Raw genomic sequence first — 22,555 nt, 5'->3', positions numbered from 1 at the left:
TCTGTCTCAAACGAGACAGACGTTTTTCGTTAATGGACTTAATTTATTTGATATCCTGTGGAACCAATTCAACTTGATGTGTACCCATCCAGCCGATTGTTTCTTTAACAGTATCTTCGATAGCCTTTGTACCAGGTGCAAGCAACTTACGAGGATCGTAGCCCTTGCCTTCGAGGTCCTTACCAGCTTCGATGTATTCACGAGTTGCTTTAGCGAAGGCCATCTGGCATTCTGTGTTGATGTTCAACTTGGAAATACCCATGGAGATAGCTTTTTCAACTTGTTCACGAGGAATACCTGAACCACCATGGAGAACTAATGGCAACTTGACAGCATCAGCGATTTCGCCAAGACGCTTGAAGTTCAAGCCTTTCCAGTTGTCAGGATACTTGCCGTGGATGTTACCGATACCGGCAGCTAAGTAGTCAATGCCTGTTGCAGCTAATTGCTTAGCTTCATCAACGCTGGCTAATTCACCTTCACCGATAACGCCATCTTCTTCACCGCCGATTGAGCCGACTTCGGCTTCAACGGAGATACCTTTAGAATGAGCTAACTTAACGATTTCCTTTGTCTTTTCAAGGTTTTCGTCAAATGGTAAATCATGGCCATCGAACATAACGGAGTTGTAACCAGCAGCAATCGCTTCTTTAGCAGCTTCGTAGTTCCCATGATCCAAATGGATAATAACTGGAACTGTGATTGCCATTGACTTAACTTCGGCTTCGATTAAGCCTTTGCAAAGTTCGTAGCCGCCCATGTATTTAGCAGCGCCCATTGATGTTTGGATCAGAACAGGAACGTTCTTTTCTTGAGCAGCAGCTAAAATGGCACGAGTCCATTCCAAGTTGTTTGTGTTGAATGCGCCGACGCAGTAGTGACCTGCACGTGCGGCATCAAAAATAGCAGTACCGTTTACTAATGGCATGTGATGAAATCCTCCTAAATGATTGTGACAAATTATAGTTACAATTTATACTAGCATATTTTGACTGAAAATTAACCCCCTAATTTGGACGAGTTATCAGAAAATGAAAGAAAAAGGCCGCTTTTGAGTGTTTCTATTGGGTGGCCAACTTGGACAGTACGAAAGGAGCGCTAAAATATTTTTTTGAATTCGCTTGCATTTTTGGACAGGCATGTTATGATAATTGTCGAAAGCGTTTTAATTGAAAAGTGAAAATAAGGATTGTTACTCAAACTCTTTGAGGCATTACCTTTTCTAAGTACCAAGGGAAAAGTGTGTGCTGCAAAGAGTTTTTTTGTGACCCAATTTGAAATGGAGGACGCAAGATGTTCGGATTTAAAAAGAAGCAGAAACCAGCCGCATTCGTCGTGGTTGCACCGATTACTGGCGAAGCAATTCCGCTCGACGAAGTAAATGACAAAGTATTTTCAACCAAAATGATGGGCGATGGGTTCGCTGTCAAGCCGGCCGATGGCGCGACGCAGGTCGTCGCACCAATCAGCGGCACCATTGTCGCCTTGCCCAGCAGTCAGCATGCAGTCGGTATCAAGGCCAATGTGCATGGCATCAGTGTACTTGTGCATATCGGTCTGGATACTGTTCAATTGAAAGGCAAAGGATTTACGCCGCATGTTGCAATCGACCAAGAGGTAACAGCCGGTGATCCGGTGATTGATTTTGACCCGCAAGTGATGGCAGACGCCGGCTTAGAGATGACAACGATGGTCATTTTCACCGATGGCTATCAAGATGCGATCGACATCGGCAGTAAAAAACATACGGCGGTCACGGCTGGGCAACCCATCTTAAAGCAAGCCTGATCTGTTAAAATCTAATTATATTAACAGAGAGAGGGTGGACGCGATCAAAGCGGTCAAAAAAATCAATAATAACGTGGCGGTCTGTCTGGATAGCAATGGTGATGAATTGGTGGCATTCGGCAAAGGACTTGGCTTCCCGAAGATGCCGTATGAAATTACGGATCTGAGCAAGATTACGATGACGTTTTACAAATTAAACTTCCATTATTATCAATTATTAAAGGAAATTCCGGCTGCCATTTTCGATGTCAGTGCCGATATCGTCGCCGAAGCCCAGCAAGTCATCCCCAAGTCGCTGAATCCGAACTTGATTTTCAGTTTAGCTGACCATATCAACTTTGCGATTACACGGTTGAAGGATTATGGCGGCATGCAGCTGCCGTTCTCATACGATGTTGAACAGTTGTATCCAGCCGAAACACAAGTCGGTTATGACGCTGTTAAAATGATTAACCAGCGTTTGGCGGTCAATCTGCCGAATTCGGAAGTGACCGCCATTGCGATGCATTTTGTCAATTCGCAGTCGCCGGAAGTCGGTGCAGAAAACGATGAACCAGCCAGTGTCAACGACTTGATTGAACAAGCGACAAAGATTATCGAACAGGAATTTGATATTCAGATCGATCGCAAGGAGTTCACTTATAACCGTTTCGTGATGCATTTACGGTATTACATCAAACGAATTCAAGAAAAAGACCCATTGACCGAAAATGATAACGCCACTTTATTCAACACGATGAAAGAAGAAGACCCGCAGATTTACTTGGGCGCTAAACGAATCGCAGATGACATTGATACCCAATTGCACACACACAGCACCAAAGATGAAATTTTCTATTTGATGATTTACGTCAAACGCATCGTCAATAAGGAAAGTACCCAGAAGAAGGAGTGAATATCATGGCAAACAAAGAAGACCAATACACACAAACTGCAGAAGCCGTTCTAACTGCAGTCGGCGGCACCGATAATATTTCGTCCGTGACGCACTGCATGACCCGGCTGCGTTTCAATTTGAAAGATGAAAGTATTCCGAAGGATGACAAAGTCCAAAACATCAAGGGAGTTATCGGCGTCAACCGTGCCGGCGGCCAGTATCAGGTCATCATCGGCCAAACTGTCGCCAAAGTTTACGACGCCTTGACCGCCGTCAGCGGGCTGAAACGGAACGCCCCGATTGATGAAAATCTCGATGCCAATCTCAGCAAGGAAAAACAGCCCTTTACTTGGAAAGGGCTAGGCACGACTATCCTGAACAAGCTGGCCGGCTGCTTGACACCTTTGATTCCGATTCTGATTGCAGCGTCCATGTTCAAGATGTTCGCCGCTATATTCGGACCGACCATGCTGAACTGGCTCAGCACCAGCAGCGACACTTACCGGCTGTTCGTTTTAGTCGGAGACGCTGGGTTCTACTTCTTCCCGATTTTCTTGGGCTACACAGCTTCGAAACAGTTCCACACGAGCACGATGGTTTCGATGTTCTTGGGTGCCATCCTTTTGGACCCCAACTTGGTCAACATCGTTAAAGCAGGGAAAGCCTTCAGTGTTTACGGCATTCCAATGACGCTGGTCGATTACAGCAGCGGCGTTATTCCGATTATCGTTGCCGTTTGGATTATGTCGTACGTTGAAAAATTCTTCAAGAAGTATACGCCGGACGCCTTGAGCACCATCTTCGTGCCGACGCTGACGATTATTGTCATGCTGCCGCTGACTTTGACCATTATCGGGCCAGCCGGGACCTTCTTAGGCCGTTACATCTCGGACGGCATCTTAGCCTTCGGTAAAATGGGCGGTATTTGGAGCATCCTTGGGGTTGCCATCATCGGGGCCCTGTGGGAAATCTTAGTCATGACTGGGATGCACCTAATTATGATTTCGACCATGATGATGATTTTCGCCCAATCCGGTCATGAAAATTTCGTTGATTTAGGTGCGATTGCCGCCAGCTTTGCCGTTGCCGGCATGTGTTTAGGGGCTTCATTACGGATTAAAGATAAAGATGAAAAAGCATTAGGTTTCAGTTACTTGATTGCCAGCTTGATTGGCGGTGTAACGGAACCAGGTCTCTATGGGATTGCCGTTCGTTACAAGAAACCCTTCATTGGGATGATGATCGGCGGGTTCTTAGGCGGCTTATATGCCGGCGCTACTCATGTCACAGCATATGTGCTGGTTCCAGTCGCCAATTTCTTAGCGCTGACCGGCTATGTCGGCGGTTCGACCGCCAACTTCGTCAACGGGGTCATCAGCGGTGTGATCGCCTTCACAGGGGCGGCCGTTGCCACTTACATGATTGGCGTTTCATCGAAAGAACAACAGGATGTTGAAAATGCAGATGCAGACTTTAAATTAGTGGAGGCGTAATCAATGAGTACAAAAATGATTGTACGTGCGGATGATTTAGGCTATTCCGATGCTGTCAATGTCGGAATTTCAAGAACGGTTCATGAGGGAATCATTAAGAATGTCGGGCTGATGGTCAACATGCCGACTACTCGCTCTGGATTGGCGATGATTGCGGATGTTCCAGGGGTCTGCATCGGCCTTCATACGGTAATTTGCCAGGGCAAACCGTTATCGGGCCCTAAACTGATTCCCAGCATTACGACGCCGGATGGTTATTTTAAAGCATCGAAAACGTATCGGAGTGCTGCGCATGACTTTGTCAATTTGGACGAGGTCGTCATGGAAATCGAGGCTCAGTACCAGCGCTTTGTCGGTTTAGTCGGCCGCAAGCCGGATTACTTCGAAGGCCATGCCGTGGTCAGCGATAACTTTGTGAAGGGGCTGCAGATTGTGGCCGATCGGCATCATCTGAATTTCCTGAAATTCAGATTTGATGGGCAGCCGGTGCCGCTGCATGGCAAGAATCTCTACATGTTCATGGAAAGCATGGGCGCCAATTACGACCCGTACGATACTTTGAAACGGGCCGCATTGGAGAAGCATGATGATGGCTATTCAATGATGGTCTGCCATCCCGGTTATTTGGACCACTATATTCTGACCCATTCCAGTCTGACGGTGCCACGCACGCAGGAAGTGGCGATGCTGACTGACCCGAAGACGAAGCAATGGCTTAAGGAGCATGACATTGAGCTGATTACTTATCTGCAAGTTTAAGTCAAATCTTTCAATAAAAAATCACGGTCAAATGAGATGACCGTGATTTTTTTGACTGCTTTAAAAAAAGTTGCGTAGATGAAGGCGGCGAATTACCATAAGTGAAAAGAAACTGATGGGAGGCGGTTATCAAATGGAACAGGGGTCATTATTCGAGCAGCAGAATGAGCAGAACACGCCGCTCGCCAATCGTGTCCGGCCTGAAAATCTGGATGAATTTGTTGGACAGCAGCAATTATTGGGCAAAGATATGATTTTGCGGGATTTGATTGAACGGGATCAGCTGCCGTCGCTGATTTTCTGGGGGCCGCCGGGAGTTGGCAAGACAACGTTAGCTGAAATTATTGCCCACCAGACGAAGGCGGCTTTTATCAATTTCAGTGCCGTCAACAGCAGTATCAAGGATATTCGCAAAATTATGGAGGAAGCTGAAAATAACCGGCAGATGGGGCAGAAGACGGTCGTGTTCGTCGATGAAATCCACCGCTTCAATAAGGCCCAGCAGGATGCTTTTCTGCCGTTTGTCGAAAAGGGCAGTATTATTCTGATTGGGGCGACGACTGAGAATCCATCGTTTGAAATCAATTCGGCCTTGCTGTCCCGCTGCAAGGTCTTCGTTTTGAACCGGCTCAGCACCGATGATATTATCCAGTTGCTGAAAAATGCGATTACCAATCCAAAGGGGTTTCCGGATTTAGACGTCCGTATTAACGATGCTTCGCTGAAAATGATTGCTGAATTTGCGAATGGCGATGCACGGATTGCCTTGAATACGCTTGAAATGGCCGTTTTGAATAGTCCGCATCTGGATGGAACGGTGTCGATCTCACAGGCGACGCTGTATCAGCTGACCAACACCAAATCGCTTCGTTACGATAAAAACGGCGAAGAACATTATAATTTGATTTCGGCGCTGCATAAGTCGATGCGTAACAGCGATGTCGATGCCGCCGTTTACTGGTGTTCCCGGATGCTGGCTGGCGGTGAGGACCCGTTGTACATTGCTCGGCGGCTGGTGCGCTTTGCTAGTGAAGATATTGGCCTAGCCGATACGAACGCCCTCAATGTGGCCGTCAATGTCTTTCAAGCCTGCCAATTTCTGGGTATGCCCGAATGCGACGTTCATTTGACGGAAACGGTGATCTATTTGTCATTAGCGCCGAAATCCAATGCGGTCTATCAAGCTCGATTGGCCAGCAAAGCCGATGTGAAAAAAACCGGCAATTTACCGGTCCCGCTGCAGATTCGCAATGCGCCGACCAAACTGATGAAAGAGCTGAACTATGGCAAGGATTATCAGTACGCTCAGAATGCTAAGGACAAGCTGACCGATATGAAGACGATGCCGCCGGAATTAGAGGGGCATCATTATTATCATCCCTCCGATCAAGGCAATGAGGGGCGTGCCCAGCAACGGATGGCACAGATTAAGAAATGGCATCAGGAACACGATGGCGAAACACCGAAGGAAGATTAAGAATAAACCTGCGTTCGATTAGAGTCGCAGGTTTTTGTTTTCCTTAACCTACACTGTTTAACCACACTTTGTCGCACGCTGGTCTAAACGTGCTCCAAAAGTCTGGCCATTTCGTTTAAAAAGCTTTTCCTTGAATGCCTAAGAAGCAAGCATTCGACGTCAAAGCTCATTTAAGCCTCAATGCCCAAACCGACTTTTGTCGCACTCTGATCTAAACGTGCTCCATCGTGCAAACAGTTGCGTTTAAGTCATTTCAGCCTCAATCTCCCAAACCGAGATTTTGCCTGAAATTTCCTTAACCTACACTATTTAACCGCACTTTGTCGCACTTTTTTGTTTTGTACCTAAATAAATGCTTGCATTTTATGAAAAGATGCGTATACTTTAATTTCTGTTAGGTACCTAAAAGAAACTTTTCTGGCAAGGAGAGATCAAGAAATGCGCAATCCAAATGCAGGGGAGAATCCTGAAAATAGCGACCGGGCGTTGAGCCAGTCATTCACATGGAAGAAATTTATGGCACTGCTGAACCGTGCCAAACCGAATATGACGTTTCTTATTATCGGGTTCATCATTAGTCTGCTTTCAACCGGGATTAGTTTGGTAATTCCGCTGTTCACCAAAAATCTAATCGACGGTTTCTCGCTGAAATCGCTGAATATCACGTTTATCATCATTATTGTAGCGGCTTTCTTATTGCAGGCCCTCACCAGTGCCATCTCGAGTTATATGATGGGGTACATGGGCGAGCAGACCGTTGCCAATTTGCGGCAGATTGTTTGGCACAAACTGATTGATTTGCGGGTACCCTATTATGACGACCATCAAACAGGGGAGACGACGAGCCGGATCATCAACGATACAACCGTTGTGAAATCTCTCGTCGCCGATCAGCTACCGTCGTTTATCAGCGGTATTTTATCGATGGTCGGGGCGTTTGTGGTGCTGTTTTGGATGGATTGGAAAATGACGCTGATGATTCTCGTCGCCGTTCCGATTATGGCCCTTTTGATGGTGCCGATTGGCAAGTGGATGCGGCGGATTTCGATTCAATTACAGCGGCAAACCGCCGATTTCAATAGTTTAACGACTGAAACGCTGAGTGAAACACGATTAGTGAAAGCTTCGAATGGTGAAAATATTGAAATTGCTAATGGCGACCAAGGCATTCATAACCTGTTTCAAACAGGTGTTTCTGAAGCTAAAATCATGGCAATTGTCGGACCAATCATGTTATTAGCGATGATGGGGATTCTCGTCACTGTCATTGGATACGGCGGCATTCGAGTCGAAAACCACACCTTATCGGTCGGAACCTTAGTCGCTTTCCTGTTGTATTTATTCCAGGTTATTTCGCCTGCCACACAGTTTTCACAGTTTTTCACCCAATTGCAGAAAACAAAAGGGGCAACGGCACGCTTGGATGACATCCTCGAACAACCGACCGAAGACCTGACTGCTGGTGCGGATGTCGACGTGGACGGCCAGACTTTGTCAGTTGAAGATGTTAGCTTCAGCTATCAGCCGGATAAGCCGATTCTGAAACATATCAGTTTCGAAGCCCATCCGAATTCGGTGGTTGCCTTCGCAGGGCCAAGCGGATCGGGCAAATCGACATTGTTCAGCCTGTTGGAACGTTTTTATGAACCGACTTCAGGCCGCATCAAAATCGGCGACCATGAATTGGACGATGTGTCGCTCAATTCGTGGCGAGGTCAAATCGGCTATGTGGCGCAGGATAGTGCCTTGTTCGCCGGCACGATTCGGTATAATCTGACTTATGGACTGACCACACAAGTGAGTGACGATGACCTGTGGCATGTGCTGAAACTAGCTTTCGCCGATCAATTCGTCCATGATATGCCGGATGGCCTCGATATGCAGGTCGGCGAGCGTGGCGTCAAGGTTTCTGGCGGTCAGCGGCAGCGATTAGCGATTGCGAGAGCTTTTCTTCGGAATCCGAAGATTTTAATGCTCGATGAAGCCACCGCCAGTCTTGATAGTGAATCCGAAGAAATGGTTCAGCGTGCGCTCAACAACCTGATGGCCAATCGCACCACGCTGGTCATTGCCCATCGGCTGTCGACGATCGTCGATGCCAATAAGATTATCTTCATTGAAAACGGCGAGATTACTGGGGAAGGGACCCACCAAGAACTCCTCGCCAGCCATGATTTGTATCGTCAGTATGTCGAAGAACAGTTTAATAAATAGAAGTCATTATTTCACGAAAAGCAGCTCTTAAAATGCAAATTTTGCATTTTAAGAGCTGCTTTTGTTTTGACAGGGTGTAAACAACGAAGCCCAAAAACGACTTCTGGCCCTTTAGCGTTTAATATCCATTACAAAGTAATTGACATCGCCCCGATATTTGGCGATCGAATATTCGACGGGAACGTTGGCGGCGGTGAATCCCAAAGTGTGAAAATAGAAAAGCGGCTCGCCAATCGCAATGTTCAACAAGTCCGAAGTCGTTTCATCGGATTTCAATACCTCGAGTCGGCGCCGGACCCGTTCAACGCCGACATGATGCTGATCGAGCGTGTCGTAAAGGGAAACTTGTGAAAAGTCGGCCTCCAGTAAATTCGGCACAACTGCTGCTGGAAGATAACTCGTAATCAAGACGACCGGCTGATAGTTGGCATAACGCAGGCGCACCAATTTGAAAACGGGGGCAGCGGCAGCGAGTTCCAGTTTAGCAGCCACTTCCGATGTTGCTGGTTCTTCCTGAAACAACAAGACTTTTGTGGTTGGAAGCAATCCCTTTTGACTCATTTCGGCATTGTAGCCTTCCACAACTTGGGTGAATTGCTGGGCAATCTTATTTTGCTTGACCATCGTGCCGCGACGGCGTCTTCGTTCCAGCAACCCTTGATCGACCAAGGCTTGAATCGCCTGGCGAACCGTTGGCCGGCTGACATGGTAGGTCTGCATCAGATCAACCTCACGTGGAATCAGTGTTTCAGGCGGATAAACGCCGCTTTTGATTTTTTGCAACAGGTCGGCTTCGATTTGCTGATGTTTGGGAATCCGTTTGCTTGTCATCAGTTTCAGGTGCACCTTTCCTTTTAGAATGCCTCCATTATAACGTAAAAAGACGATGGCCGCCCTCCACGACTTTAGTTATTGCTTGACTTTGGCATACGGGCGATCGATTGTAATTGAATCGACATGATCGACATCCATGCGCTGTTTTAAAGCGTTCATAATGGCGATTCCCGAACTAGTACCAATTCGGTCAGCACCGGCCTGAATCATCGCTAAGAAGGTATCCGAATTACGGATTCCGCCGGCAGCCTTGACTTTGACGCTGTCGCCTACGACTGATTTCATCAGCTTGACGTCTTCGACAGTAGCGCCGCCAGTTCCAAAGCCAGTCGCCGTTTTGATGAAATCCGGTTTGACTTTTAAGGCAATTTCAGCCATTTGCTTGATTTCGTCTTTGGTCAGATAGCAGTTTTCAAAGATGACTTTGCAGGGAATTTGATGGGCATGGCAAATCGCCACAATCCGTGTCATTTCATCCTCGAGATAGGCATAATTTTTATTTTTAAGTTCTGTGATGTTGATAACATAATCAATTTCAGTTGCACCATTTTCAATCGCATTTTTGGTATCAAATTCTTTTGATTCAACAGTAGTTTGACCTAAAGGAAAACTAATTGCAGCGCCAACATCAATATCAGTTCCAGCCAATTGCTCAGCGCATAATTTGGATTGTACCTGGTTAACGGCCACCATTTTAAAGTGATACTCCTTTGCTTCATTACAGAGCTGAATAATATCCTCCGCAGAAGCATAAGCTTTTAAATTGGTATGATCAATTAAACGGGCAAAATCAGCAAGTGTATATTGTGGCATCTTTATGTTCCTCCTATTATGTAATTACATAATAATATAAGCGCATTCATTTAAAAAGTCAACGCAAATTCATCAGACTGAATATCCATAGTTATTATGTAATTACAAAATGGCACAAAAATGTATAATTTTCAGTCAAGCAGTTTATTTATGCATACGAATTGGTTTAGCGGTGCTAAAATAATCATTAGACCCCGGTCATAATTACGGCATAATTATCTCGTGGATCTCACCAAGGGGATGAGATTTGAAGTGGATATTTTAAGAAGTACTTTTTCGTCGCTGCATAATAAAAATTTTCGGTATTTCTGGTTCGGCCAGTGTATTTCCGTCATGGGCACTTGGGTCCAGCGCACTGCACAGACGTGGCTCGTTTACCAAATGACCAAATCGGCTTTGCTGGTCGGTGTTTTGTCTGCTTGCCAGTTTATTCCGATTTTATTGTTAACATTAGTGGCCGGCACGTTGATCGACCGTTATCCGAAGAAGAATATTCTGATGATTACCCAGAGCGGTTTCTTAGTTTTAGGGGTCATCATGACGGTCATTGTGTATACCAAAATTGTTCAATACTGGGAAGTCCTGCTGATTGCGATTGGTTATGGACTCCTGCAAAGCTTTGATACGCCGACTCGGCAGACGTATGTCGTCGAGCTGGTCGGGCCCAAAGATCTGATGAATGGCATCTCGCTGAATTCGGCAATTTTTAATTTAGCTAAAATTGTCGGTCCTTCGATTGCCGGCATCCTGATGGCACAATATGGGACGGCGTTTTGTTTCATGGTAGATGCAATCAGTTATTTAGCCGTTTTGCTGGGCTTGTTTCTGATTAAACAGCCGAAAGTAGTGCCGACGCACCCGAAACAGCGGATCTGGAAGGATGTTAAAGAAGGATTACGGTATGTCTGGCAGCAGCCGGCCATTCGACTCAGTGCCGAATTGATGCTAATTGTGTGCACGCTGGATTACAATTTATATGTCATTATTCCCATTTTTGCCAAAGCTGTTCTCCATTCAGGGGCACAAACCTATGCCAATTTGCTGTCCGCTACTGGGATTGGTTCGCTGATTGCGGCCGTTTTGATGAGCTACATGTCTCGCTTTGGTTTGCAACGCAATATTTACTTATATGTCGGCATTGGCACGGCGGTTTTGCAGGCGTCAATGTTATTTGTCCGGACCTACTGGCTGGCGATGTTCGTCATGGTTCTGGTTGGTTTTTGCAATATGATTTTCCTGAATCAGTCGAATGCATCGTTTCAGTTCGGCATTCCCAACGAATTAAGAGGACGTGTCATGAGCGTTTATGTTTTGCTAAATCAAGGCACAACACCGATTGGTAGTTTGTTTGCTGGCGGTGTGATGGATATTTCGAGTGCATGGGGCTTTCCAGCTTGCGGGATGTTATCCTTATTACTCCTGATTCCATTGCTCTGGAAGCACCGGACGACTGTCCAGCAATGGCTGCATCCTCAGAAACGCGAATATTAAACACTAAAAAAGCTGTGTCAAAACAATTGTTTTGACACAGCTTTTTATTTAAACAATTAGGCTTCTTTTTTATGCTGATGCGGCACTGCCACATCAATTAAGGTTGCTTTTGAGTTATCGTGCATCACACGTGGTAATGAAAATGTCGATTGTGGCACATGCCGGTGTTCGGCGCGATATTTTCCAAATTGTGAAATTACAAATTTACGTGCTCGTGCGAGTGCATCTGATTCATCTTTGCCCGCTGCATATCCGTGAAACGCGGGTATATAGACAAGATAAGGATCCTTCTGATCAGACGCATCGAACGAGATGATAACTGGATAAACTAAGTTATGTTTGCTCATATTCTCATTGTCCTCCCATGCGTATCGCATCTATATTGTTTGTAAAAGCTTTGTAAAGGTTTTGTAAATACTCGATGTTTATTATAATACACCTTTTTTAGCGAAAATGTGTGTCAACTTGGTTAAGTTTTAATAAAAAATGTCATTTTCTGGGTTTAGCCCGTAAATAATGGGTCGCAAACCCAGCTTTGCGGCGATATTTAGCAACCGTTCGGCGAGCAAGCGGCTGTCCAGCTTGGTTGAGCCGGGCAGTTAATTGCGTATCGGTCAATGGGACAGCCGGATCCTCATGTTCAATCAGCTCTGAAATTAGATGCATGATTTGCAAGGGAGTTATTTTAGCAGTGACGCCTTGCTGGAATAACGGACGCAAAGGGACGATTTTTCCCTGAACTTGGATATATTTTTCCTGAACGGCTCGGCTGATCGTACTGGTAGCGAAGCCGAGCGAACGGGCGCACGCCTGCAGTGTCATAGGTTGCAAACATGTCCGGTCCAAATGGGCGAAGTAAGCCGTTTGGTGCTGGACGATATATTCGCCGATCAGCAGCAAGGTCTGTTTGCGCCGCAGCATGGCGGTTTCTAATTGTTGAAATACAGTGGTCTGTTCTCGCAAGTAGCGTTTTGTTTCTGAATCTGCAATAGCCGTTAACTGCTGGAAATAGGCGTCGTTAAAAACCGGCATTGGTAAAAGGTCGCTGGCAATACGGAGCGCCGGGCCCGATTCGGTTGCTGTCAAATATAAGTCCGGAGTCAGATAGTGATTCTCAGAATCATGGCTGAACTGGCTGCCTGGCGTTGGATTGAGCGTTCGAATTGCCGCCAGCGCAGCTCGAAGCGCACTTTCGGCAGCAGGCAGCTGCTGCCACTGCTGCGGATCGGCTAACTTTTCCAATTGTTGTTGCCGCAGAATGGTCAGCGCCGTACGGTCGAAATTGGGTTGTGCCTGCGCCTGCAATAATAAACACTCATTTAAGTCATGGGCGCCGACACCAAGCGGCTCGAAATGCTGAAGCAGCGGCAATGCCGTTGTCAGGGCAGCGCTGGGTAACTGCGTCTCAGTACTAATGGCCGCCAGCGAATGTTGCAAATAACCGGCATCGTTTAAATCCATGATTAGGGCTGTGACCGCTAATTTTTGAAGCGGCGCAACGGTTAACAAGCGTTTTTGGGCGAGAAGATGCTCACTGAGCGTTTCTGAATCGCCAGTGGTTCCCCAGTCGAACGCAGTAGCGGCTGCCGAATGTTGCGGTGCGGTCAGCTGAATAAGTGGATTTGCCAGTGCCGCTGTTTGAAGATAGGCGGCCAGCTGCGAAGCATTAAACTGCAGAATCGTGAGTTCTTGATTAACTTGCGGCGACAAAAAAAGCCGGGTGACTAAGCGCTGACGCGGTGTTTGCGTCATTTTAGGGACTTGTGTCATCGGCTTTTTCCTCCTTACAAAGAAACGGTCTGGATTTCCATAATGTTTTTGTTTAATGAAATTTCTTCAATGATGTCAGCATAATTCATTATGCGGGGGATTTCAATCTCATAAATATTGACATAAAGATTGACGTTATCCGTTTGTGTGACCCGAAAGTTGACGTCATTAACGATAATGCCATGATCATCAAAATACTGCTGGATGAATTCTTTGGTTTCCAATTTGTGATGATATTGGACTTCAATCCGTTTCATCGGGGTCACCCGAATCAGTTTTTTGACGACCACTAGAATCAGAAAAACCGCAATGGCACTTGCAGTTGCAATTAAGTAATTTCCCATGCCGATTGCCAGTTCCACACATGCCACTGACCACAAACTAGCTGCTGTAGTCAGACCACGAATATTGTGGTGCTGAACGACGATTGTGCCGGCACCGAGAAAACCGATTCCGGAAACAACTTGGGCAATCAAACGAGCATCATCTGCCCGCAGCACACCAGATAGGTTGGGATGTGCAATGGCGGTATTTAATGCGTTGAAGCCGATTTCCTTTTGAATGAGGGCAATCACGCATGCACCGACACAAACGAGCATATGTGTTTTGATACCGGCCGGCCGATTCTTGTGTTCACGGTCATAGCCGATAAATCCAGAAATTGTAATTGCGAGTACCAAACGAATACAAATTTCGGCAAGCGATAAACGGTAGGTCACTTAAACAATGCCTACTAAGCCAAGGACAATGGCTAATGCTAATACACCAAGCAAAATCCAGTTGACGTTGACTTTTTTGCTTAACAGCCAGTAGCAGCCTAAGGTAACTGCCAATGGGACAAGCCCTTGCCAAAGCTGATCAAGGTAAGTTTGGATTTCGATTGGCTTGCCGCCTGCAATCGGAATCGCCAGCGTACTCTTGAAAGTGACCATGGTGGCAGTCATACTCCCAATCATCATTAAACCAAGTGTTGACGCCGCTTTGTTCAGCAATTTCATACTGCCACTTTCATACATATCTTCGATGAAAGTATCGCCTAAAGTAAATCCGATGTAGGTCAGGTAGTAGCGTGTCAGAATCGAAGGCACATTGTAAATCACTAAGAATAAGATTGGACCAAGGACAGACCCCTGGCTGGCTAAACTGATTCCGATTCCGGCAGCAATCACACGGAGGACGCCCCAGAAAATGGAATCCCCGATTCCGGATAAGGGACCCATCAGAGAAGTCTTTAAGGCAACAATCGAATTGGCATCAAAATCGGGGTCTTGCGAGTTTTTCTTTTCCATTGACGCAACCAAACCCATGACGAAGGTTCCCACGTTTTGGGTAATGTTGTACCAAGTTGTCTCACGCTCGAGCGCTTCGGTTTGGCCTTTGGGGTCGTTCTTATAGTAACGATCGATGGCTGGCAGAATCGAATACATGAAGCCCGGTGCATGGGCCTTAGTTGCGCCGGCACGACTCGCAAACACAGTAAAGGACCGCCAGAAAATACTGTTTAACATTTTACGGTCATCAGGTGAAACGTTTTTAGTGAATTTCATGAGAAAAAGTCCTCCTCTTCTTGTTCCGATTCATTGTTTTGGTTATCAATGTGATTCTTGACTTCGCCGGCAGCTAATTCTTTCTGATTGTTTTCAAGCGCCATTAACTGCTTGTCACGCATCCATTGGATTACAACGATGATAATCCCAACAGCGGCAACGGCAACGGACGGCAATTTCATGTAGGCCGCTAAAATAAATCCTAAGAAATAGTAAGGCGATAATTGTTTGCTCCACAACATCCGCATTAAAATGGCAAAGCCGACTGCTGGTAATAAACCGCCGGTCGCTGATAAACCAGCCATGAGGTTCTTAGGGATTTCATTGACCAGCTGCTGTACTGGCTTGGCACCCGCTAAAACGGAGAAGAAAGTGACTAACGAAAAGAGGAAATAGTTGAGGAACCACATTCCGAAATGCAAACGCACTAAGCCTTTTTGATTGTTGGTTGCAGCTACTTTATCGACTAAGGGGGCGAAAACATTCATGACGATGTTCTTGAGGAACATAGAGATGAAGGCGGCAAAAACCCCGATTGGCACTGCTAATGCAAGTGCTGCTTTGGTATTGACGTTTAAAATAATTGAAAAAGTTGTTGCCAAAACGGTTGCGGTAACAGGTTCGGCCGATAAGGCGCCTCCGATATCAACGGCTCCCAGCGCCGCCCCCATCATGACGCCTTCCCGAACATCTCCGAACACTAAGCCTGTGACTAAACCGACGACAAGTGGGCGTTCAATCATGGTCTGTCCCCATAACCAGTTTCCACCGAAACAAATAAACACGCACAGAGCTGCTAAAATGGCGGTTTTTAACATTTGAATCTCCTCCTAAAATAAAGTATTGCTAATTATCAACATTTTTCAATAAACTCGTGATTGGTGTTTTGGCATTGCTGGGTACGACTTGGTTAAAGACAGGCACGTCCAATGCGGCTAATTCTTTTAGCGAAGCCAATTCGACATCTGTCAGCATAATCGTTGACGATAATTGATGGGCATTTTTGGCATCTTCGGCAAAACGACCGACATTAGCAACATTGATGCCATCGATGTCAGGAACAGCCTGTGCAATCTTCAAAGCATCTGTGACGTTATTGGTGAGTGCGAAAATCCGCATTGTCTTGGCTTTCGGATTGTTGAAGACACGGATGGCATCGTCGACCGACCGAATTAATAATTTTTTGCCGGTCGGCGTCGCCATTTTCAACGTCATTTGAACCATATCGTTCGATGCGGCGTTGTCATTTGCAACGATAATTCCTGGTGTGTTTAATTCTTTGGTCCAAACTAAAGCAACTTGGCCGTGGATTAAACGGTCATCAACTCGTAATTGTGCAATCATAATTTTTATGCTCCTTTATTATTATCGAAAAAAGTCTTGAACATCTTCGTCAGGGGTCTGCTTCGACAACTTAACACGTGTGACTTGGCTCTGGGCAATGAGTTCGTCCAGATGGGATACCGAAAACGGTTCGCTGTCCAAAAGAACGGCGAGAATAATAGCTAGATTCATTTGAGTCACAATATAAATATCTTTTTGGTGCGCGGCCGCTAAAACAACCTGCTGGTTGACGCTGCCGCCTAATAAATCCGTAAAAATGATGGCCGGTCGTTGTGCTGTGGCGATGAAATCCTTAATATCCTTGGTGTAATCGTGTTTATCGAGGTAAGCATCGATTGTAGTCAGACGGTCGCCCATTCCGGTCAGAATTTCAACAGAACTTTTTAAGCCGCTCGCAAATTTCCCATGACTTGCAATTAAAATTGAAACCATGCGTTTCACTCCTTTCTTGTTTAACACCTACTTACTAGCAAAAAGCGTGCCAAGTGTCGTCAGCCTTGCCATCACGGCATAAAAAAAGAAGTGTTTAAAAATTAAACACTTCGCAAGCCAGCTTTAAACAGTAATAAATTGTTTAAAGAGTTCATACATTAACGATAATTCATAATCGGTAATTTGAATGTTATATTTCAGCATGATTGGCTGAAAGATACTCTTTGAAACACGAATAAATTCATTTTCCTGTGCATCTGTCGTTGTAATTTCCGAATCAATCGGCCGTCTGACCATTAAGCGTTCAATCATTAGAGCAACATGCATATAGAGATTCAGCTTTACTTTTCCATCCAGGTGCAAATGGTAATAGTTCTCATATTTCAAGATGACATCTTCGACTTCTTTGATGACAATATCAGGATTGAGAAAACGCAGCCGTTCGCTGATACCTTCCAAGGACATGAAGCGCAGAAATTCGGCGTTCAGCTGCTGCAGCTGCGTTTTTGATAGATAAGGCGTCAGCCATGCATTAAACTGCTGTGTGCCGCTTGCATCCAATAAATCGTAAATGTTTAAATGATTAAACGGAACGGAGGCATCTAAATCCATAGTCGTCATGACAAAGAGTGTTTGGTCGAAATAAGTCCATTCTTTGGCTACCAATTTTTCCTTGAGAGCGGTGTAATCCAGCGAAATGATTTTAATATCATTGGGCATAAAGGGCTGCATTAATTCCCGCATTTTTTCGGAAACCTGCGATCCCGAAATACACGAAATGAGGATATTGGTCGTTTGGGAAAAGCCTTCATAATATTGCACACTAATGGTGTAGTCGTGGTCGGCTTTTTCGGCAATCTCTTTGAAGGGACGCCGCTGCTGCATTTGCAAACTTAAATCGAGTGCAGTAATCGTCGTTAAATTGTTGACAACAAGCAGGTCGCCATTGAGATGGGATTTAATTGCGGTATATAACTGGCTCAACGACCCCATGTCGACCATTAAAATAAAGCCTTTCGTAGTGTCGGAATCGTCAATTAGGCGGGTCATTTCGTCAATGATTGATTTCACACCGTTTTCAATCGGCATGTCGATTGCATCGAAAATATAAGTGCCGCATAATGAGTTGACGACAGCCTGAATGCTGGTAGCGGTGTTCTCACCATGGGCGACCATTAAGCCCCGCAGCTGGATTTTTTTGTCAACACTATCGTCCAGTAAAATGGTAAGCAGGGCAGTTAGTGTTTGCTGACTCATCGTATCGAGCACTGGCAGTTCCCAGTAAAATTGCTGCGCGACATGCCAAGCACGGGGCATTCTGAGTTTCAGCTGCTGCGTTAATTCCGGCAGACTTGTTTCGCTGAGCGTAAAATGATGCCGGTAAAGCGTATAGAGCAGGTTTTCAAAACGTTTGACCCGCTCACGCAGGCCGAACTGCCGGCAGATGATATGTTCGTAGAGATGGTTGTGTTGAAAGAGTAATCCGTCGCTAGGATTACTGGCCGGCAGGTCGCTATTTAGAATTTGAAGCTGGTTTTTCCATTCACGAATGTGCCGGGCACTTGGGTCAGCAGCATTTTTATTCAATTGCCGGCGCAGCTCTGCAAATGGTTTTTGAAATGGAGTGTTTAAGGTCAGTAATAGGGAATCGGTCGGCGCAACCTCTAAGTCGCCATAAACACGTTTCGTTGAAATGACTGGCAAGTCAAAACTGGTCAAATCCAATTGCAAGTGGTTGGTATGCGGCTGATTTTCATTGGCCGTCGCACACCCGACTTGAATGATATTTTTGAGATAACCGATATTACCGGCGTGTTTAACCTGCGTCAGCGCAGTAATAACCGCCGAGTCAACGGTCAGTGTTTTGCCGGTTTGTTTAGCCTCCAGTAAAAAGAGGTGGTGAAGCAGTGCAATGCGTTCATCAATCGGCCGTTGCGAAAAATCAGGCAAATGGACTCCGCCGCCGAAAGGTCGTCAGTAAGACTTTTTGAGGATCTTCTGTCGTCGCACATAAAAGATGGACATCGGAATGAATGGCCGTCTGATTGTCGCCCATTCGGTAATAGAAACCGGAATCAATAAAACTGAACAGCTTTTCCTGATTTTCACTCGAAAGACGATGAATTTCGTCTAAAAAGAGATAACCGCCGTCTGCTTGATGAAGCAGGCCTTCTTTATCTTTTTCAGCACCTGTATAGGCACCGCGAACGTAACCGAACAGCAAGCTCGACAGTAATTCGGGATTATTCGCATAATCGGCGCAATTGAGGACAACATAAGGAGCATCGGCAGCGATTGTCCCTTTGTAACGAGCATAGTCAACAATAGTTTGGGCCAAATAGCTTTTACCGACACCAGAGTTACCAGTAATAATTACGCCTAATCCGTTCGGCGGATACATGACTGCGGCCGCACATTGTTTGATTGCTTTATGCAGACTTCCTTTTGCGCCGATGAAATAGGCAAATGGATCGGCTTGGTCTGGTTGCGGTGCAGTTGCTTCAGGCAGCGACCACCGAACCGGCCGGCCGCCGCTTTTATGTACTTTGTGAACAGCAGCTAATTGATTTAAATAATGACTCGTCACAGATCGTGACAAACCTAAAGCCGCTGCCAACTCAGTGGTTGTGTTGTGTGTCGGCTGCTGCTGCAATGAGTTTAAAACACTTTTTTGGGTGTCATTCATAGCGAATTCTCCTTGTGCGTATGATTCAAACGGTTAAGCGCATTATAAAGCCTTCGCTAAACACTTTCAACGAAAATTTAATTGGCAAAATTAGTGTTTGAATAGTAAACACTAAAAACGGATGATAGTAAAAACAGGTGCTGGCAAGTGAGATACGCTAAAATAGATTTAATGAAACAAATTGGGTTTAAAGCATGAAGGGTCTTTCATTGAAGCACAATCTATGGTAAATTCAACCAAAAGATACGGAGCGTGTAGAAATGCCAAAAAAAGAGAAACGAATGATGGCAATTAAAGCCGGAACAACATCGGGGACGAGGGAGCCATGGGTCGATGCTCGTCCGAATATTTTAAATTATAATGACTATATGGGAATCGTCGCAAATACGATTCGAGCAATGAAAAATGATTTGGATTACTTTGATCGTGAGGAATTTATCAACGATATGGGCCGGATTATGGGAATCGGCATCGATGAAGATCTGGAGCGGCCGATCAATCCCGACTTGATGCTGACGCCTAAATTGCGGGTGCGTGATTTTGCGGCTGACAAGCAAACGACAGTCGAAATTGAATTTGAATCCATTTTAGAAGTGGAAAGCAGCGGGCTGGATCTGTTTGTGCGCACCAACCAGGGCCAATTTAATTTTATCGTCTATGATCTGGTTAAGGACTGGTTGAAAGAAGTTCCGAAAGATCTTGTGAACGCCTTCCTCAAGGATCAGAAAATTCAGTACGGATTATATAATTTTCAAGACACGGTGAAGGCAGTGGGAGATATCACCAGTTATGCGCAGCAGCATGGTATTTTTGTGCCGGTCGCAGATCCCAGTGATCGTTTCGTGCATTTTAATGAACGCCATGATTTGTTTGCACAATCTCAGGACGACCGTCCCAACAATGTAATCGACTTTAACGATCGTTTTAAAAAACGGTAATGAAACGGCAGCCTCGCGAGGGGCTTTTTTAATGTGAAAGGAGTTGTGGAAATGGCATCGATTGTCGATTATGTCAATCAAAATGGGCAGTATTCTTTTTCTGAACGGCCCTTCAATGATGTCGATGGCACTATTTTGGCCCAGCTGGCGTACGTCGACTTCAGTTTGCTGAACAAAAAACACATTCACAAATTGGCTCAACTGACACCCGAGCTAATCCAAAAGAGCACGGTTCATACTTGGAATCCGGCTGGCAATCAGGCCTTGCTGAAAGCAGCGCAGCTCAGCCAGCGTTTTGGTCAATTAAAATGGGACAATTATGCTCAAAAGATCGATCCCAAACTCGAACAGCAATTCAGTGCAATTACATTTACGATTGCACCTGACACTTATTACATTGCTTATCGGGGCACGACGGCGACGCTGGTTGATTGGAAGGAAGATTTCAACATGACCTTCATGGATGCTGTGCCTTCACAACGAGCCGCCACCCATTATTTTCAGAAACAATCTTTAAAACAGCCCGGTTATTATTATCTTGGCGGTCATTCGAAGGGCGGCAATCTGGCCTTTTATGCTGCCGCCCATAGTCAGACGCAAGCCATCAAGGGCGTGTACAGCATTGATGGACCTGGTCTCAAAAAGCCGCTGCCGGAAGAATTGCAGACCCGAGCCCACAAGTTGATTCCCGATGCCTCGATTATCGGGTTATTATTGGAACCGGAAACGAATTATACCGTCGTTAAAAGCGACGGGCAGGGCATTCGTCAGCATGATCCGTACACCTGGCTGGTGAAAAACAATCATTTTGAGGTGATTGCTTCGGTCAGCCGCTTCTCCCAGTTTACGCAGGCGTCGATTTCAACGTGGCTCGCCGGAATGGATGATGCGACGAAACAAGAGTTTCTCGATTCTGTTTTTGCACTCGTCAGTGCTGATGGTGAAAAACATTTTTCCGAGCTAGGTAAGGAATGGCCGCAAACGCTGCAGATGATTGCTGCTGGAATCGCTGCAACGGACGATCAAACACGGCGGCATTGGCTGGATATTACCGGACAGCTCGGCGACGTCGTGACGCATCAAGCCCGCAAGCTGCTTAAAAAAGAATTTGACCATTATAAAAATATTTTTCCTGATAAATAGGAATTATTGAAAATAATTTTAAAAAAATCGTGTAAATTTGATACAAAGCGCCGATTTAGGTATATGATGCTCTTGTAAGCGATTCAAACGAAACTTTTGAGGAGGGATTTAAAATGTATACGGATTTGAAGAATAAAGTGGCCGTGGTCACGGGGTTCCAAAGGGCTCGGTACTGCAATTTCAGAACGTTTCGGAAAAGAACACATGTCTGTCGTCGTCAACTATCATAGTGATCAAGCCGGTGCTCAAAAGGCTGCTGACCAAGTCATCAAAAATGGTGGTCAGGCTGTCATCGTCGGTGCCGATGTTTCGACCGAAGGCGGCAATCAGGAACTACTGCAGGCAGCACTTGATCATTTCGGCGGCATGGACATTTGGGTCAATAATGCCGGTATGGAGATCAAGTCGCCGACACATGAAGTTTCACTGGATGATTGGAATAAAGTTACGTCCGTCAATGAAACCGGCGTTTTTCTTGGTTCCAAGACAGCTTTAGCATATTTTGTTGCGCATCATCAAAAAGGCAACATCATCAATATGTCGTCCGTACATGAACAAATCCCATGGCCGACTTTTGCGAGTTATGCGGCCTCAAAAGGCGCCGTCAAGCTATTTACGAAGACGATTGCGATGGAATATGCCAAGCAGAATATTCGCGTCAACGCAATCGGCCCTGGCACAATCAATACGCCGATCAATGCTAAAAAATTTGCCGATAAGCAGCAGTACGACGATACCGTAGCGATGGTGCCGATGGATCGCATTGGCAAACCGGAAGAAGTCGCCGCCGCAGCTGCATGGCTTGCCTCCGACGAATCCAGTTATGTGACTGGAATCACGCTCTTTGTGGATGGCGGGATGACACTGTATCCAGCTTTCAAGGACGGCAAAGGCTAAAATAGAATATCCATTGATAAAAATAAAAAGACGGGGCATTTTGCCCCGTCTT

The 22,555-nt window shown here is 45.7% G+C and carries 21 protein-coding genes and 1 pseudogene; 10 read left to right on the top strand and 12 right to left on the bottom strand.

Annotated elements, in window-relative coordinates; all coding sequences use genetic code 11:
- Positions 1-43: 43 nt before the first annotated feature.
- Positions 44-928, bottom strand: coding sequence for a class II fructose-1,6-bisphosphate aldolase (gene fba, locus IV40_RS03775; RefSeq protein ID WP_057769045.1), 885 nt, complete (start codon positions 926-928; stop codon positions 44-46).
- 365 nt (positions 929-1,293) lie between these two features.
- On the opposite strand from fba, the gene IV40_RS03770 reads away from it, so the two are divergent.
- The 6 genes from IV40_RS03770 to IV40_RS03745 all read left to right on the top strand — a co-directional run bounded on the left by IV40_RS03770 (position 1,294) and on the right by IV40_RS03745 (position 8,608).
- On the top strand, positions 1,294-1,788 hold the full coding sequence (locus IV40_RS03770) for a PTS sugar transporter subunit IIA (protein ID WP_057769044.1): 495 nt from the start codon (positions 1,294-1,296) through the stop codon (positions 1,786-1,788).
- A gap of 43 nt (positions 1,789-1,831) precedes the next feature.
- Positions 1,832-2,683, top strand: coding sequence for a PRD domain-containing protein (locus tag IV40_RS03765; protein ID WP_057769255.1), 852 nt, complete (start codon positions 1,832-1,834; stop codon positions 2,681-2,683).
- A gap of 5 nt (positions 2,684-2,688) precedes the next feature.
- Positions 2,689-4,158 carry a PTS transporter subunit EIIC gene (locus tag IV40_RS03760; RefSeq protein WP_057769043.1) on the top strand — a complete coding sequence of 490 codons (1,470 nt, stop codon included), beginning with the start codon at positions 2,689-2,691 and terminating at the stop codon, positions 4,156-4,158.
- Positions 4,159-4,161: 3 nt separating this feature from the next.
- On the top strand, positions 4,162-4,917 hold the full coding sequence (locus IV40_RS03755) for a ChbG/HpnK family deacetylase (RefSeq protein WP_057769042.1): 756 nt from the start codon (positions 4,162-4,164) through the stop codon (positions 4,915-4,917).
- Between the two features lie 133 nt (positions 4,918-5,050).
- Positions 5,051-6,394, top strand: a complete 1,344-nt coding sequence (locus IV40_RS03750; protein WP_057769041.1) for a replication-associated recombination protein A — start codon at positions 5,051-5,053, stop codon at positions 6,392-6,394.
- Positions 6,395-6,832: 438 nt separating this feature from the next.
- Entirely contained in the window at positions 6,833-8,608 is a 1,776-nt protein-coding gene (locus IV40_RS03745; RefSeq protein WP_057769040.1) for an ABC transporter ATP-binding protein, read from the top strand.
- A gap of 111 nt (positions 8,609-8,719) precedes the next feature.
- Here the strand turns inward: IV40_RS03745 and IV40_RS03740 are convergent, their stop codons facing one another.
- On the bottom strand, positions 8,720-9,439 hold the full coding sequence (locus IV40_RS03740) for a GntR family transcriptional regulator (protein WP_057769254.1): 720 nt from the start codon (positions 9,437-9,439) through the stop codon (positions 8,720-8,722).
- A gap of 78 nt (positions 9,440-9,517) precedes the next feature.
- Positions 9,518-10,255 (bottom strand): deoxyribose-phosphate aldolase, encoded by a 738-nt coding sequence (gene deoC / locus IV40_RS03735; protein ID WP_057769039.1) that lies wholly within the window; start codon positions 10,253-10,255, stop codon positions 9,518-9,520.
- A gap of 252 nt (positions 10,256-10,507) precedes the next feature.
- Here deoC and IV40_RS03730 point away from each other — a divergent pair, with 252 nt between their 5' ends.
- Entirely contained in the window at positions 10,508-11,746 is a 1,239-nt protein-coding gene (locus tag IV40_RS03730) for an MFS transporter (RefSeq protein ID WP_236698014.1), read from the top strand.
- A gap of 56 nt (positions 11,747-11,802) precedes the next feature.
- Here the strand turns inward: IV40_RS03730 and IV40_RS03725 are convergent, their stop codons facing one another.
- The 9 genes from IV40_RS03725 to IV40_RS10900 all read right to left on the bottom strand — a co-directional run bounded on the left by IV40_RS03725 (position 11,803) and on the right by IV40_RS10900 (position 19,525).
- Positions 11,803-12,093 carry a hypothetical protein gene (locus IV40_RS03725; protein WP_057769037.1) on the bottom strand — a complete coding sequence of 97 codons (291 nt, stop codon included), beginning with the start codon at positions 12,091-12,093 and terminating at the stop codon, positions 11,803-11,805.
- Positions 12,094-12,235: 142 nt separating this feature from the next.
- Positions 12,236-13,516, bottom strand: coding sequence for an RNA polymerase factor sigma-54 (gene rpoN, locus IV40_RS03720; RefSeq protein WP_057769036.1), 1,281 nt, complete (start codon positions 13,514-13,516; stop codon positions 12,236-12,238).
- Between the two features lie 14 nt (positions 13,517-13,530).
- The gene (locus IV40_RS03715) at positions 13,531-14,235 is read right to left on the bottom strand and encodes an MgtC/SapB family protein (RefSeq protein WP_057769035.1); all 705 of its coding nucleotides are present in this window, start codon (positions 14,233-14,235) and stop codon (positions 13,531-13,533) included.
- Entirely contained in the window at positions 14,236-15,063 is an 828-nt protein-coding gene (locus IV40_RS03710; RefSeq protein ID WP_057769034.1) for a PTS system mannose/fructose/sorbose family transporter subunit IID, read from the bottom strand.
- A complete protein-coding gene (locus tag IV40_RS03705) occupies positions 15,060-15,881 on the bottom strand; it encodes a PTS mannose/fructose/sorbose/N-acetylgalactosamine transporter subunit IIC (protein WP_057769033.1) in 822 nt (273 codons plus the stop codon). The genes IV40_RS03710 and IV40_RS03705 overlap by 4 nt, the downstream gene beginning before the upstream one ends.
- Positions 15,882-15,909: 28 nt before the next feature.
- Positions 15,910-16,407, bottom strand: coding sequence for a PTS sugar transporter subunit IIB (locus IV40_RS03700; RefSeq protein ID WP_057769032.1), 498 nt, complete (start codon positions 16,405-16,407; stop codon positions 15,910-15,912).
- Positions 16,408-16,428: 21 nt separating this feature from the next.
- Entirely contained in the window at positions 16,429-16,839 is a 411-nt protein-coding gene (locus IV40_RS03695; protein WP_057769031.1) for a PTS sugar transporter subunit IIA, read from the bottom strand.
- A 123-nt stretch (positions 16,840-16,962) separates the two neighbouring features.
- The gene (locus IV40_RS03690) at positions 16,963-18,789 is read right to left on the bottom strand and encodes a PRD domain-containing protein (protein WP_236698015.1); all 1,827 of its coding nucleotides are present in this window, start codon (positions 18,787-18,789) and stop codon (positions 16,963-16,965) included.
- Positions 18,782-19,525, bottom strand: coding sequence for a sigma 54-interacting transcriptional regulator (locus tag IV40_RS10900; protein ID WP_236698016.1), 744 nt, complete (start codon positions 19,523-19,525; stop codon positions 18,782-18,784). Before IV40_RS10900 ends, IV40_RS03690 begins: the two co-directional genes overlap by 8 nt.
- Before the next feature lie 260 nt (positions 19,526-19,785).
- On the opposite strand from IV40_RS10900, the gene IV40_RS03685 reads away from it, so the two are divergent.
- The 3 genes and pseudogenes from IV40_RS03685 (at position 19,786) to IV40_RS03675 (ending at position 22,503) form a co-directional block, all read left to right on the top strand.
- Positions 19,786-20,463: a hypothetical protein gene (locus IV40_RS03685; protein ID WP_057769030.1), complete on the top strand. Its 678-nt coding sequence runs from the start codon at positions 19,786-19,788 to the stop codon at positions 20,461-20,463.
- Between the two features lie 51 nt (positions 20,464-20,514).
- Positions 20,515-21,606, top strand: coding sequence for an Mbeg1-like protein (locus IV40_RS03680; RefSeq protein ID WP_057769029.1), 1,092 nt, complete (start codon positions 20,515-20,517; stop codon positions 21,604-21,606).
- Positions 21,607-21,719: 113 nt separating this feature from the next.
- Positions 21,720-22,503: pseudogene (locus IV40_RS03675) on the top strand (glucose-1-dehydrogenase).
- Positions 22,504-22,555 lie beyond the last annotated feature (52 nt).

The sequence above is a fragment of the Lactobacillus selangorensis genome, assembly GCF_001437205.1.
GTDB classification, from domain to species: Bacteria; Bacillota; Bacilli; order Lactobacillales; family Lactobacillaceae; genus Paralactobacillus; species Paralactobacillus selangorensis.
Note: the sequence above shows the minus strand (reverse complement) of the source record. Positions and strands in the feature narration are given on the sequence as shown.

Coding starts and splice junctions, on each gene's coding strand:
- deoC (WP_057769039.1), bottom strand. CDS start 10,255: ATGCCACAATATACACTTGCTGATTTTGCCCGTTTAATTGATCATACC.
- rpoN (WP_057769036.1), bottom strand. CDS start 13,516: ATGACACAAGTCCCTAAAATGACGCAAACACCGCGTCAGCGCTTAGTC.
- IV40_RS03740 (WP_057769254.1), bottom strand. CDS start 9,439: ATGACAAGCAAACGGATTCCCAAACATCAGCAAATCGAAGCCGACCTG.
- IV40_RS03745 (WP_057769040.1), top strand. CDS start 6,833: ATGCGCAATCCAAATGCAGGGGAGAATCCTGAAAATAGCGACCGGGCG.
- IV40_RS03695 (WP_057769031.1), bottom strand. CDS start 16,839: ATGGTTTCAATTTTAATTGCAAGTCATGGGAAATTTGCGAGCGGCTTA.
- IV40_RS03755 (WP_057769042.1), top strand. CDS start 4,162: ATGAGTACAAAAATGATTGTACGTGCGGATGATTTAGGCTATTCCGAT.
- IV40_RS03680 (WP_057769029.1), top strand. CDS start 20,515: ATGGCATCGATTGTCGATTATGTCAATCAAAATGGGCAGTATTCTTTT.
- IV40_RS03700 (WP_057769032.1), bottom strand. CDS start 16,407: ATGATTGCACAATTACGAGTTGATGACCGTTTAATCCACGGCCAAGTT.
- IV40_RS03760 (WP_057769043.1), top strand. CDS start 2,689: ATGGCAAACAAAGAAGACCAATACACACAAACTGCAGAAGCCGTTCTA.
- fba (WP_057769045.1), bottom strand. CDS start 928: ATGCCATTAGTAAACGGTACTGCTATTTTTGATGCCGCACGTGCAGGT.
- IV40_RS03770 (WP_057769044.1), top strand. CDS start 1,294: ATGTTCGGATTTAAAAAGAAGCAGAAACCAGCCGCATTCGTCGTGGTT.
- IV40_RS03725 (WP_057769037.1), bottom strand. CDS start 12,093: ATGAGCAAACATAACTTAGTTTATCCAGTTATCATCTCGTTCGATGCG.
- IV40_RS03705 (WP_057769033.1), bottom strand. CDS start 15,881: ATGTTAAAAACCGCCATTTTAGCAGCTCTGTGCGTGTTTATTTGTTTC.
- IV40_RS03750 (WP_057769041.1), top strand. CDS start 5,051: ATGGAACAGGGGTCATTATTCGAGCAGCAGAATGAGCAGAACACGCCG.
- IV40_RS10900 (WP_236698016.1), bottom strand. CDS start 19,525: ATGAATGACACCCAAAAAAGTGTTTTAAACTCATTGCAGCAGCAGCCG.
- IV40_RS03685 (WP_057769030.1), top strand. CDS start 19,786: ATGCCAAAAAAAGAGAAACGAATGATGGCAATTAAAGCCGGAACAACA.
- IV40_RS03710 (WP_057769034.1), bottom strand. CDS start 15,063: ATGAAATTCACTAAAAACGTTTCACCTGATGACCGTAAAATGTTAAAC.